The 12,193-nt window shown below is 69.6% G+C and carries 11 protein-coding genes and 2 pseudogenes; 9 read left to right on the top strand and 4 right to left on the bottom strand.

The window, feature by feature from the left end:
• Positions 1-71 precede the first annotated feature (71 nt).
• Positions 72-611, bottom strand: a complete 540-nt coding sequence (locus tag ACZ60B_RS18845) for a 2'-5' RNA ligase family protein (RefSeq protein ID WP_469388294.1) — start codon at positions 609-611, stop codon at positions 72-74.
• A 315-nt stretch (positions 612-926) separates the two neighbouring features.
• Between ACZ60B_RS18845 and ACZ60B_RS18840 the strand changes: the two genes are divergently transcribed.
• The 5 genes from ACZ60B_RS18840 (at position 927) to ACZ60B_RS18820 (ending at position 5,893) form a co-directional block, all read left to right on the top strand.
• Entirely contained in the window at positions 927-1,382 is a 456-nt protein-coding gene (locus ACZ60B_RS18840) for an SUKH-3 domain-containing protein (protein WP_469388292.1), read from the top strand.
• Between the two features lie 243 nt (positions 1,383-1,625).
• Positions 1,626-3,263 (top strand): multicopper oxidase family protein, encoded by a 1,638-nt coding sequence (locus ACZ60B_RS18835; protein ID WP_469388291.1) that lies wholly within the window; start codon positions 1,626-1,628, stop codon positions 3,261-3,263.
• A 96-nt stretch (positions 3,264-3,359) separates the two neighbouring features.
• Complete coding sequence (locus tag ACZ60B_RS18830) at positions 3,360-3,941, top strand: suppressor of fused domain protein (RefSeq protein WP_469388289.1); 582 nt, start codon at positions 3,360-3,362, stop codon at positions 3,939-3,941.
• Between the two features lie 103 nt (positions 3,942-4,044).
• On the top strand, positions 4,045-4,644 hold the full coding sequence (locus tag ACZ60B_RS18825; protein WP_469388287.1) for a trimeric intracellular cation channel family protein: 600 nt from the start codon (positions 4,045-4,047) through the stop codon (positions 4,642-4,644).
• Entirely contained in the window at positions 4,628-5,893 is a 1,266-nt protein-coding gene (locus tag ACZ60B_RS18820) for an amidohydrolase (protein WP_469388285.1), read from the top strand. Before ACZ60B_RS18825 ends, ACZ60B_RS18820 begins: the two co-directional genes overlap by 17 nt.
• 87 nt (positions 5,894-5,980) lie before the next feature.
• Here ACZ60B_RS18820 and ACZ60B_RS18815 read toward each other — a convergent pair whose 3' ends face one another.
• Positions 5,981-6,922, bottom strand: a complete 942-nt coding sequence (locus tag ACZ60B_RS18815) for a DUF6215 domain-containing protein (RefSeq protein ID WP_469388283.1) — start codon at positions 6,920-6,922, stop codon at positions 5,981-5,983.
• Positions 6,923-7,361: 439 nt separating this feature from the next.
• Here ACZ60B_RS18815 and ACZ60B_RS18810 point away from each other — a divergent pair, with 439 nt between their 5' ends.
• The 4 genes from ACZ60B_RS18810 to ACZ60B_RS18795 are packed head-to-tail and all read left to right on the top strand — an operon-like array spanning position 7,362 to position 11,112.
• Positions 7,362-7,994, top strand: coding sequence for a hypothetical protein (locus ACZ60B_RS18810; RefSeq protein WP_469388281.1), 633 nt, complete (start codon positions 7,362-7,364; stop codon positions 7,992-7,994).
• Complete coding sequence (locus ACZ60B_RS18805; protein ID WP_469388280.1) at positions 7,918-8,526, top strand: toxin; 609 nt, start codon at positions 7,918-7,920, stop codon at positions 8,524-8,526. Before ACZ60B_RS18810 ends, ACZ60B_RS18805 begins: the two co-directional genes overlap by 77 nt.
• An 11-nt stretch (positions 8,527-8,537) precedes the next feature.
• Positions 8,538-9,719 (top strand): MAB_1171c family putative transporter, encoded by a 1,182-nt coding sequence (locus tag ACZ60B_RS18800; RefSeq protein ID WP_469388278.1) that lies wholly within the window; start codon positions 8,538-8,540, stop codon positions 9,717-9,719.
• Entirely contained in the window at positions 9,712-11,112 is a 1,401-nt protein-coding gene (locus ACZ60B_RS18795) for an NAD(P)/FAD-dependent oxidoreductase (RefSeq protein WP_469388276.1), read from the top strand. The genes ACZ60B_RS18800 and ACZ60B_RS18795 overlap by 8 nt, the downstream gene beginning before the upstream one ends.
• Before the next feature lie 58 nt (positions 11,113-11,170).
• Here the strand turns inward: ACZ60B_RS18795 and ACZ60B_RS18790 are convergent.
• Positions 11,171-11,314: pseudogene (locus ACZ60B_RS18790) on the bottom strand (helix-turn-helix domain-containing protein); the annotation flags it as partial.
• Positions 11,315-11,867: 553 nt separating this feature from the next.
• Positions 11,868-12,017, bottom strand: a pseudogene (locus ACZ60B_RS18785) (hypothetical protein); the annotation flags it as partial.
• Positions 12,018-12,193: the final 176 nt, after the last annotated feature.

The raw sequence follows: 12,193 nt of genomic DNA, 5'->3' as shown, positions 1-12,193 counted from the left end.
AAGGCCGGCTGACAGACGTCTTCGGGCCGGCCCGCTGCTCGTGCGGTGAGCCAGCCGAGCTCACGTTCTGTTCATCCAAGGAGCGCATACGACGCCCGCTCCTGCCACTTCGCACCGTCGTGCACCATCAGGGCGACTGACTCGACCCGGGACGCGAAGGAGAGTCTGCCGACCAGGTCAGCCTCAATATCGTCCAGAACTGCGTCGTCCTGACCCTCGGCAACAGTCAGGTGGGGCACAACCTCGGTGAACTGGCCGCCGTAGGGCGGGGCTTCAGGCCATCGGTCAGCGATCGACTCGGTGAGCCGCCGCAGTTGCACGTCTGGCTCAGGAGCGAGATACAGCACCCCAGGAAACCGTCCACAGGTCTCAAATCGCAGGTCGATGGCCTTATGGCTACCGAGCATGTCAGTCAGAGCCGAGCAGACGCACGCATCTATCCGGCTCTCCTCGAGGAACGGGAACAGCACCGTGACATGTGCTGGTACTCCTGCCACAGCCGAGGGATCGAACCGCTCACGCCAGGCGCGAACGACCGGCTCCGCCTCGGGGATCCTGACGACGAGTCCCGTCCGGCCCGCCTGAAACCTGCTGGTGCTGCCGTCTGCCATGCCATTGCATGCTGCCGTCTCGGAGGTCGACGACAGCACTCATTATGCGTCCGTGATCACGAACACTTGCGGCGCACGACGAGCAGGGAATCCGGCGGCGCCGGACACGATTGCCACAGCTGTGATCTCCCGTGAAAATCCAGAGGGTCGACGCCCCTTGATGAGTGCCACGGCGGCGACAGGTGCGGTCGAGATGTCAGGTCCAGTCGTGACGGATGATTGTGCGGGCGGCCGACGCGACACCGACCAGGAATGTTGAGGGGAAGGGGAGAGCGCATAGATCGCATCAGTGAGTCGATGATGCCCGGTCCGTCGGTGTTCGAGGCGCTTGGCGCTGCTGGGTGGAGAGCAGGTCGCAAGATCGCCACCGCGGGCTGGGTACAGGAACTGACGGGAGCGGGGTTCGAGCTGAATGACGCGGCTCTCGGGGTCTGGGCCGAGTTCGGTGAGCTGACGATCAAGAGCTCCCCGGCCCGCGTCCCCGGCTCGTCACTGCGCGTCGACCCCGTTGACGCCTGCGTTGATACCGCTGAGGAAGCAAGCGCACTGACGCGTCGCTACGCAGCGAACCACAGCCCTCTGGGTATGTGGTCGGTCCAGTTCCGGTCGTACATCGCGGCAAGCGGGAAGGTCGTTGCCGTGGGGCCGAACTGGCTGTGGTCTCTGGGCTCGACCTTCATGGAGGCGTTGGCATACGTGGTGGACGGCGATGGCGGCGTCGATCGTGCAGAACGAGCGGACTGGCTCGCCAACTGCCTTCCCGGCGGGTGAGGCGATCCAGCGACGCCTGGTGCGGTCACGGCGTCGGAGCCGTCCCGGAAACCGGTCGGTGTACTGACGGACCGACCTGACTCCGCGCCGGTCCGTCCCGCTCTCCGGCATATCGAAGTCCGGCGCCGACCGGATTCCCGGTCGAACCGCTCCGCCGCCGGCCCGCAAGCAGCTTCGCCGCGTTCCGCACGGCTCGGTGTGCCGTCCGAGTCGGTTGATCGATTGGGATTAGATTGCGGAGATATGAGCGAAAATGGTGGGATCGGTCGCCGAGCGGCGCTGAAGGGCATCGTCGTCGCGGGTATCGCAGCGGTGCCCGGCGGAATCCTGGCGGCACGGCAGCGTGCGGCTGCGGCGACGTCGTTTCCGCAGCCTGCCGTGTCGGCCTCGCGCCGGGCGCCGGGCTCAGCCTCGGGGGTGGTCGAGCAGACGCTCGACGTCCGGCTCGCCGACGTCTCCGTCCCGGGCTACCGCCAGGTGTCCACGCGCACCTACAACGGAGCGATCCCGGGGCCGACCCTGCGCGTGCGCGGCGGCGACACGCTGCGGCTGACGCACATCAACGGCCTGCCGCCCAACCCGCCCCACAGCGGCGACTCCCACGCGCCGCATCACCCCAACAGCTTCAACCTGCACACCCACGGAATGCACGTCTCCCCATCGGGGCAGGCCGACAACGTGCTGCGCGAGTTCCCGCCGCGCACCGAGGAGGAGGCCGCCGCCGGTGCCGCGGAGCCGCGGTACGAGACGACCATCCAGGTGCCGTCCGATCATCCGGCCGGCACCTACTGGTACCACCCGCACCTGCACGGATCCACCGCCGAGCAGATCGTCGGAGGCATGGCCGGGGTGATCATCGTCGAAGGCGACGTGGACGAGGTCCCGGAGATCAAGAAGGCCGCCGACATCGTCGTATGCATCAACGAACTCAAATTCAAGGACGGCAAGGTCCCCGCCTTCACCTCGGGCCGCTGGGCGACCGGCCTCCCCTCCACCTTCACCGTCAACGGCGCGGTCAACCCCACCATCACGCTGCGCCCCGGCGAGGTCCAGCGGTGGCGGCTGGTCGCCGCGACCGCCTTCACCGCCCTGCGCCTTCAAGTCAGCGGGAAGAGCGGCAACCTGACGATCCACCAGATCGCCCAGGACGGCGTCACCTTCGACGCGCCTCGTGCGCGAAAGCAGCTGGATCTGGCCATGGGCAACCGAGCCGACGTCCTGATCCGCGGCGGCGCACCCGGCAGGTACGAACTGCGATCCGACATGGTGCCCGGGCCGCTGATGACGATCGTGGTGGCGGGGGAGCCCTTGGAACCACCGATGGAGCTGCCGGCCTCGCTGCCGCCGGGCAGGCCGTTCCTCGACGAGAAGGACATCGCCAACCCCGACGCGGACCGGGAAGTGGTCTTCCACGCCGACGGGCGCGTCTTCGCCGGGGCGTTCCCCAACGCCTTCCGGATGCTGGGCACCAACGCCACCCCCGCGGCCGATCCCGGCGGCGACCTCACCCGCGACCCGGCCTACGGCCTCTTCGACCCCCACTACACCAACCACACCCTGCGCCTCGGCACCGTCGAACGATGGACCGTACGGACCGACGAGACCGTGCCGGCGCACAGTCACCCCTTCCACCTGCACACCAACCAGGTCCTGCTCACGCACAAGAACGGCAAGCGACTCGACCCGCCGGTCTGGCACGACACCATCGGTCTGACCGGCGGCAGGCCCGGCGAGTCCGCCACCTTCCTGGTCAAGTACGAGGACTTCACCGGCCGTGCCTTCGCCCACTGCCACCAGCTCCAGCATGAAGACCTCGGCATGATGCAAACCGTGGACTACGTCGGACCGGCGGACTCCGAAGAGCAGGACCGGAGTCGCTGACTCCCCGTGGGCCCGACTCGCGCTCCGGGCCGGGTGCCCGGGGCCGCCCAGTGATGGTTCGGCCGGCCTCGACCGGCCCGTGAGATGCTCTCCACCATGATCGAGAGCGAGCGCAGCCGACGGGCGATGGCATGCGTCGAGGCCCACGTTCGCGGCTTCTTCACCGGCCACGCGATCACGGTCGACGACTACGACCTGGGACCTGGCCGAAGGGAAGCGGTTCCGGACCTGAGGATCCTCACCGTCGGTCCTGGACCACGTGCCGACAGCTGGGCGTACCTCACCGCCGGTTGCTGGTCCACGGCCGAGGCGGACGGTCACGGCCTCGAATTCGTCCTCACCGCGCCCGTCCGCGACGAACGCTTCGCCGACCTCCTGGCCATGATCGCGTACTACCACGCCGATCATCACCTCGACCTCGAGCACGGCCTGCCCATCGGGGAGCCGTGGCTGCCCGGGTCGCACTGCGACCACCTGCTGATCAGCCTTCCCTACCTGCACGGCCCTGACCTGGAGCACTGTCCGTTGCCGGACGGCCACGCCCGCATCCTCTGGGTTCTGCCGGTCACCGCGGCCGAGATGGCCTACCGCCGCGAACACGGCCACGAAGCCCTTGAACGGCTCTTCGACGAGCACGCGATCGTCCCGACCGATCCAAGGCGTCCATCCGTCGCCTGAACCTCACGGGCGCCACTGGACGCATACGGCAGTCGGAAAGTCCCGTCCCGCTCCGGGGGTACGACGGTGCTGCGCGGTCGCCTGTACGCGCTCCCGGTCCGCCGTGTCCGGGCTGGGCGGCGGCATCATCCGCGACACCCTGCTCCAGCGAGGTACCCCGGTGGCGCTCACGGACGCCGCCTGTCTGCCGACGGCGATGGCCGGCGCGTTTCTGACGTTCCTGTTCACCATCGGCGAGGCCCAGTGGAACCGGCTGTTCGCGTGGCTCGACGCCGCGGTCCTCAGCTTCTGGGCCATCGCCGGCACCCAGAAGACCCTCGCCGCCGGACTGGCCTGGCCGGCCGCGATCCTGATCGGCACGGTGTCGGCCGTCGGCGGGGGAGCGGTGCGCGACTTGCTGCTGAGCCGCGTACCTGCTGTGCTGGGAGGCAACGGCCTGTACGCCACCGTCGCTGCGGCCGTGTCCGGCGTGTACATCGTCTGCGCGCGGCTGGATGCCCCCACGATCGGCATCGTCGTCGGCGTCCTGGGCGGGATGGTGCTGAGGCTGGTCGCCGACCACCGCAACTGGAGTCTGCCTGGCGGTCTGCCACTGGAGCCCACGCGGGCACTGAAGCGGGTCCGCGGCCGCACGAGCAGGCACCGGGCCCGGTCCTCGTACGAGCACACGAAGCGGGAGCCGCCGGATGACGAACGCCGTTGAGCGCGTGCTGGTCGGCCTGGACTCGATCCGCGACCAGGTGGAGGACTTCTACCGGGACCTGCACGCCCATCCCGAACTCGGGCTGGCCGAGACCCGCACTTCCGCCCGCGTGGCCGAGCGGCTGCGGAACCGGGGGTTCACCGTCACCGACGGCATCGGGGGAACCGGCGTGGTGGGCGTGCTGTCCAACGGCAGCGGACCCACCGTCCTGCTGCGCGCCGACATGGACGCCCTCCCGGTGCGGGAGGCCACCGGTCTTCCGTACGCCTCCACCGCCACCGGCACCGATCGCTCGGGCCGCGAGGTGCCGGTCATGCACGCCTGCGGACACGACGTGCATGTCTCCTGCCTGCTCGGATGCGCGCAGCTCATGGCGCAGGGCCGGCCGACCTGGCAGGGCACGCTGGTGGCGCTCTTCCAGCCGTCGGAGGAGAACGGCGACGGCGCCGACGCGATGATCGAGGACGGTCTGACCGAGCGTGTTCCCCGCCCCGACGTGGCCTTCGCCCAGCATGTGCTGCCCTACCCGGCCGGATACGTCGGGGTGCGTCCTGGACCCTTCCTGAGCGCGGCGGACAGCCTGCGCATCACCTTGCACGGGCGCGGCGCCCACGGCTCCATGCCCCAGTCCGCGATCGACCCGGTGGTCCTGGCCGCGCTGTGCGTCCTTCGGCTCCAGACCATCGTCTCCCGCGAGGTCGCGGCCACCGATCCGGCGGTGCTGACCGTCGGCAGCATCCACGCCGGCTCCAGCCCGAACGTCATTCCCGACAGCGCCACCCTCGAACTGAACGTCCGCAGCCACAACGACGTCACCCGTGCCCGCATCCTCGACGCGATCCGACGCTGCGTACGTGCCGAAAGCCAGGCGTCCGCGGCGGCGAGGGAACCCGACATCGAGACGCTGACCACGTTCCCGCCCACGTCCAACGACGCCGGGACGGCGACCCGGCTCGACAGGGCCTTCCGCGCCCGATTCGGCGACGCGGCGGGCACCATCGACCTGCAGACCGCCAGCGAGGACTTCAGCGAGATCCCCGACGCCTTCGGGATCCCGCTGTGCTACTGGGGCATCGGCGGGATCGACTCCGAGCGGTACGCCGAGGCCGAACGCAACGGCACCGTCGACCAGGACATCCCGGTGAACCACTCACCCGCCTTCGCCCCCGTCGTCCAGCCCACCCTGGACACCGGCATCACGGCCCTGACCGTCGCCGCACTGGACCGGCTCGCCGACGACCGGGAATGAGGGACGCCGCGCTGCGAGCTCAGAAGGAACGGTCAGGACCTTGCCCGGAACTGCCCCGGTGCCGCCGGCCGGAATGCTGTCGGTGTCTCATCGGACAGACCGTTCGGGGATCCTCGGAAGGACCTTCCCGGCGATGTCGAGGAGAGCGCTGTCGTCCGGGAGGGCTCCGGACGTGCTCCACACGGTGATGTCGCAGTAGCCGCCCCGGTCTTCACGGTCCAGGGCCACGGTCAGCGTCCTGGCCAGAGGGCCCTGCCCGACCGGACCGCCGGATGCGCCGCTCCCGAGATCGATCTCGACCTTCATGGTGTGGTCCGAGGAGAAGACCGCGGGCCGGCCGAGAACCGTGAGCGTCTTGATGTCCTGCTCGTCCCCGTACTTCATCAGCTTCACGTACTGGTCCATCGACAGATGGTTGTAAGTGGCCGCGACATTCACGGTGTACGTGTCGAACGCGACCTCGGCCTCCGGCGCGGCGACTTTTCCAGCGGTCAGAGGAGCGGTGTTGCTGGTGCCGTAGGCAGTGGTCGCGGTCTCGCCGGGCGTGCCGAGGAGCTGGGCCAGGTCGGGCCGGTTGAGCGCCCTGCACAGCTCTTCACCGGTCACAGGCCGGGGCGTCCGCTGGTAGGCCTTCGGCGGCGCCTCCCGCGAACCGTCCGAACACGAGGCGGGCTCAGGGGAATTGGCATCGGACGGCATGAAGCGTGGGCCCACCCACAGGGCGGCCGCCAGTGCCCCGACCACGGCCACGGCGGCGACGGCCTGGCCCCATGCGTTGGGCTCCTTCGTCGCAGTGCTCGGGCCGGGACGCAGCCCAGTGCCGACCTGGGCCCGGGGCTGAGGCCGGGAAGGGGCCGGGGGCTGGACGACGGCGTCGACCGCCACCCCGTCGGCGGAGGTCGGCGGATCTGGATTCCGGCGTGCGCGCAGGGCCCGTACCACCACGTGCACGCGTAATGCGGTGAACACGAGGAACACCACGCCGAGACCGGCCGCCACCCGGTCGTGATCGTGGACGGCCAGATACATGATGCGTATACCGAGAACGGACCCGACCGCGATGAGCAGGGGCTCGCGGACCCAGAACGGCAGAAGACGGAGGAGGAATCCGAGCGTCCGGCGATCTCACCAGGACAAGATCACAGTCGCCATGACGGAAGCCACAGTTCCGGGTGCGAGCAGGGATTCCCGAACCAGGAGAAGCCAAGTCGGCGATCCCGAAATCGGCTGTCGGGACGGCCGTCGGTGCAAGGCTGGCTCATCTGCGTCGTCGGCGATCGGACTCCCCGCAAGCACCTCATGTCAACGATCGAATTCGGTTACTCATCGATCGTTGATGGACGGGGGTGGGGTGCGTAGGCTGCCAGGCGCGCCGCGGAAGCGCGGCGTCGCAGTCCCCGACCCCGGGAGTACACCAGTGGAATCAAAGGTGCCTCTCCGCGAGACGCTGGAACGCCTCAGGGCGTACATGGACAGCGAGGACGGCAAGCAGTCGCACCTGCTCGACCCCGTTGAGCTGGCGGTGAAGACAGCACTGCCCGAAAAGACCGTCCGCGGCCTGCTCGGTGGCGGCAGCGCGCCCGACGACAGCGTCAACGACCGTGTCCGCGCGCGCATCAAGACGCTGACCACCGCCCGCCTGGACCGCACCCGCACACGCATGTCGGACCTCACTGCCGAGATCCACGAGCAGGTGGGCGTGTCCGAGTACTGGGCTCGTCAGGTCTGTGACGGCAAAAAGGTGCCGAGCGTCGAACTCCTGCACGGCCTGGTGGACTTCTTCCAGGTCGACGGAGGAGAGGCATTCTTCACCGCACCGGCCGACGAGGCCCTCAACCGGGTTCTCCTGCCGGTCCTGCGTCGCTTGGAGAGTCCTGAACCGGACCCCGTCCTGGCTCTGATGGAGAAGTTCGGAGTGCGAAGCGCGGATCTGCGGACGGACGGTTCCATGACCCGAGATCAGCTCGAGCGCGTCCTGGGCGGAGTCCTGCGGTCCGTGCTGCCCCAGAAGGGAGACCCTGACGATGAGTACCAAGGCCATGAAACTCCTGATCGCCGCCCTGGGCGTGGAGGCCGCACGGTCGATCCAACGGCCGGCTGAACCCACGGTCGTGATGCGGGAGTTCTGCCGGGCCATGAGCGTGCGCGCCGGTCGGCCCATCCGGCTGGTGTTCCGGGCGTTCCCGCCGGACATCCCCGTCTCCGGCATGCGCCTCGACTGCGTGGACCATTCCATCATCGTGGTGGAGGAACACACCGCACCCGAAGCCCAACTGGTCATCCTGGGGCACGAGTTATGGCACGAAGAACAGGGTGACTGCGGCGGGCACGCTGTCGGCTACCCGGCCGCCGCCCGTGCGCTGACCGCCGACCGGACGCCCGAGGCGGTCCGGCGCGCCGTGGAGCAGTTCCTTGCCGCACACGAAGTGCCTCGCGAAGCCGTCCTGGCCGTCGCGGCCCGAGCCGACTCCGCCGACCGGCATGAAGTGGACGCGGAGACCTTCGGCCTGCTGTTCGGCAGGGAAGTGCGCACCTGGATGCGGGGCCGGTACGCGGAAGGCCCCCTCAGCCCGGCCACCGTCGAAGGGCGCATCACCCTTTCGCTGAGCCACAGAAGCGGGCGCATCCTGTGACCGTCGCGCAGTTGCACATTCCCTACGCGATACCGACCGTCCTGTTGGTGCTGGCGCTCGTCCTGAAGTTCCCCACGCTCGCGCGTGCCTGGCGCGACCCGGACGTCCGGGCGACCACGCTGCTGCTGACCTGGGCCGCGGCCGTTCTCGTCGTCATCACGCCCGTCAACATCGAGCGGCTCAACCAATGGACCGGCGTCCCGAACATCGCGGCGCCGTGGTCGTATTCGTTCCTCACCGCGTTCTGTGCCACCGGCCTGACCATGATCATGCGTTGGCGGGAGGAGCCGTCCGAGCGGCGCCGGCGCCGGATGCGTCTCATCTACCTCGTCTACGCGGGCGTGATCGCCGCTCTGTGGGTGACGTTCCTTCTGGCGGACGTCCCCGTCCCGCGGATCTACGACCTGGACACCTACTACGCCGGCACCCCTTGGATGCGCGAGCACATCCTGCTCTACCTCCTGGCCCACATGGTGTCGGCCCTGGTCGCCGCCTACATGCTCTGGAAGTGGTTTCCCCAGGTGGAGAACCGCTGGATGAAGTCGGGAGTCGTCTTCCTGCAAACGGGGTTCGCCTTCGGCCTTGTCTACGACGCGGCGAAGTGGACCGCGATCGGAGCCCGTTGGTCCGGAGCCGACTGGGACGCCCTCAGCACACAGGCGGCCCCGCCGTTCGCACTTCTGGAGGCCATGTTGGTGGCCATGGGCTTCATCGTTCCCCAGGCGGGCCCCTTCCTGCAGAAGTGGATCCGTGACCGACGCGAGTACCGCCGGCTGTACCCGCTGTGGCGTGCGGCCCGCGTGCTGTCCCCGGCCGCGGCCAAGGCCCGCATCGGAGTGTGGGCACCCATGGACCTGCGTCTGCTGCAACGTCGGCAGCGGATTCACGACGCCCTGCGTCTGCTCTCTCCGTACGTGGACGAGGGTCTCTACGAGCGGGCGTACACGGCGGCGCTCGGTACTCACACCGAGACGGCGGCACACGGCATCGCCGGGGCGATCACCGTTCGTGCGGCCACCGACGCCTATCGAGGATCAGGGCCTCCGCAGCACTCCGGCAGTCCCGCTTCGCAGTCCACCACCGATCTGAGCGACCGCATGGACGCCGTCTCCCAGGCCATGCACCGCCCGCGGATCGTCGACAGCATCCGTCACCAGGTGATCAGCACAGAAAGCGTGAAACCGCATGCCTGATACAGCCACCGCCGGCCGGCCCACCGCGCTCGTCATAGGCGCGAGTGTCACCGGACTCCTCGCCGCGTCCGTGCTCGCCGAGTTCGCCGACGTCACCCTCGTCGAACGCGACGTCCTGCCCGCCGGACCGCGGCCGCGTACCGGCGTGCCCCAGGCCCGCCACGCGCACCTGGTGTGGAGCGGCGGTGTCAAAGCCTTCGACGACCTCGTGCCGGGGCTCGTCGGCGACATCGTCGCCGGCGGTGGCCGCCTCGTCCACATCATGGGCGACATGGTCTCCCGCGCCCCCAACGAGATCTGGTTCCGCCGCTTCCTGTCCACCCACCACCGCAACCTGGTGTGCTCGCGGGACCTCCTCGACTCCGTGCTCCGTGACCGCGTCCTCACCGACGACCGCGTCACTCTGCGCGAGCGCACGACCGTCCTCGCCCTGGAAGGCGACGCCCGGCGCGTCACCGGCGTTCGGGCCGGCGCCGAAGACCAAGAACTCACCCTTTCCGCCGACTTGGTCATCGACGCCTCCGGACGAGGCTCCCGCGCACCGCACTGGCTGCGGGACCTCGGCCTTCCGGACGTCACCGAACGCACGGTCAACGCCGGCGTCGCCTACGCCACCCGCCTGTACCAGGCCCCCGGCACGACCGAGAACACGGACTTCCCGCTGATCAACGTGCAGGCCAACCCCGCCGCCCCGCCCGGCCGCGGCGGCATCATCCTGCCCGTCGAGGGCGGCCGCTGGATCGTCACGCTCTCCGGCACACGTGGCGGTGAACCCACCGCCGACCCCGAAGCGTTCGTGGACTTCGCGCTCTCCCTCGGCGACCCGGTCATCGGCGAACTGATAAAGGACGCCGAACCGATCAGCGGCGTCGAGACCACCCGGGCCACCGGCAACCGACGCCGCTACTACGAGAAGGCCGAGCGCTGGCCGGAGGGATTCGCGGTCCTCGGTGACGCGGTGGCCGGCTACAACCCTGTCTACGGCCACGGCCTGACCGTCTCCGCCCAGAGCGCCCTCGCCCTGCGCGGCGTCCTGCGCGACGCGCACCTCACCGATCCCGGCACCGCGCTCCGTGTCCAGCGCGCCGCGGCCCGGCCCGTCGCCGCCGCGTGGGACCTGGCCGTCGGCCAGGACGCGTTCTATCCCGGAGCCACCGACACCCCGCCCACCGCCGTGGAGAGGTTCCTGGCCCGCTTCGTCGACCGAGCCGTCGCCACCGGCGCCCGCAACCCGCGAGCGCTCGGCGCACTGCTCGACGTCATGAGCCTGGAAAAGCCGGCCACCCGGCTCTTCTCACCCGACATGCTCCTCCCCATGCTGTTCGGCCCGCACAAGCCGTTCCTCCAGGGCCCACCGGTGACGGAGGCCGAACGCAAATCCGCCATGCCCTGACCTGGCTGCCGCACCCCCGAGGCACAGGTGGCTGGAGGCCGTCGGTGAGGGCGAGCAGCACCAGTGCCGCCTGACTCGGGATGCGCAGGTCGACGCCGGCCAGCTCCTGGAACCGGTCGAGCCGCTTCACGACCGTGTTGCGGTGGCAGCAGAGGGCCTCGGAGGTGGCTTTGATCGAGCCGGTGTCCAGGTAGTGGCGCACCGTCTCGACGAGCCGGCGCCGCTCGTGGACCGCCAGGCCGGCCAGAGCGGCGAGGTCGAGGGGAAGGCAGTCCGTCGGCAGGACGTCGTTCAGCGACCGCCATGCCCCGGCAGGCCAGGCGAGGGCGGGGGTGACCGGTTCGGGGGCGCGCGCCGCCCCCGCGTGGAGGAGGAAGAGGCAGACCTGCGCGGCCCGGCCCACGTGGGCGAGCCCGGCCACGCCGCTGAATCACCGCGGCGTGGCAGCCCGACAGCCCGGTGACGGGATCCGCGCCGGCCGAGGCGGGGCGGACGTGGCACGTGCCCTCGGCCATCTCGTGGTGGAAGGTCTTCGCCGTGCTGTCGGCGCAGAGGGCGCAGTCCGCGTGATGCGTGCCGAGCTGCACCGCGACGTCGAAGGCGTCCACCGGCTCCAGCCCGAGATCGACGGCGATCGCGGCGACGGCGTCCCTGCCCGGCGGCCGCCTGCCGAACAGCCGCGCGACGATGTTCCGACGTCGGCGCTCGATGTGCCGGTCGAGGGCTTCCTCCTCCCGCGGGTAGGCACTCTGTACCTCGCGCACGTGCCACTCGACGAGGCCGAGCACCGCGTCGGTGTTGCGGACCAGCGCCAGGGCCGCGTCGTCACCGGCGAGTTCGCGCAGCGCGTTCCAGATCACCCGCGAGTTCGTGCGCACCCCGTCGAGGAGGAGCGAGGCGGGCACCCCTTGCCGGGCCCCGCGGCGTCCGAGGTCTTCGGGCAGCCGCCGCAGCGTACGAGTCACATGAACGTTGCCGCAAGAACGGCGGACATGGTTGCCTGACGCCGCCCTTTCGCAAGGGCACGGCGAAATGAACGCGGAAGGAGATGGCGACAGGTGCTGGTCGATCTGATCGTCGA

Source organism: Streptomyces sp. NPDC104096 (assembly GCF_055584385.1).
This window is presented reverse-complemented; position numbering and strand designations above follow the sequence as displayed.

Coding starts and splice junctions, on each gene's coding strand:
- ACZ60B_RS18845 (WP_469388294.1), bottom strand. CDS start 611: ATGGCAGACGGCAGCACCAGCAGGTTTCAGGCGGGCCGGACGGGACTC.
- ACZ60B_RS18835 (WP_469388291.1), top strand. CDS start 1,626: ATGAGCGAAAATGGTGGGATCGGTCGCCGAGCGGCGCTGAAGGGCATC.
- ACZ60B_RS18830 (WP_469388289.1), top strand. CDS start 3,360: ATGATCGAGAGCGAGCGCAGCCGACGGGCGATGGCATGCGTCGAGGCC.
- ACZ60B_RS18820 (WP_469388285.1), top strand. CDS start 4,628: ATGACGAACGCCGTTGAGCGCGTGCTGGTCGGCCTGGACTCGATCCGC.
- ACZ60B_RS18815 (WP_469388283.1), bottom strand. CDS start 6,922: ATGTATCTGGCCGTCCACGATCACGACCGGGTGGCGGCCGGTCTCGGC.
- ACZ60B_RS18810 (WP_469388281.1), top strand. CDS start 7,362: ATGGACAGCGAGGACGGCAAGCAGTCGCACCTGCTCGACCCCGTTGAG.
- ACZ60B_RS18805 (WP_469388280.1), top strand. CDS start 7,918: ATGAGTACCAAGGCCATGAAACTCCTGATCGCCGCCCTGGGCGTGGAG.
- ACZ60B_RS18795 (WP_469388276.1), top strand. CDS start 9,712: ATGCCTGATACAGCCACCGCCGGCCGGCCCACCGCGCTCGTCATAGGC.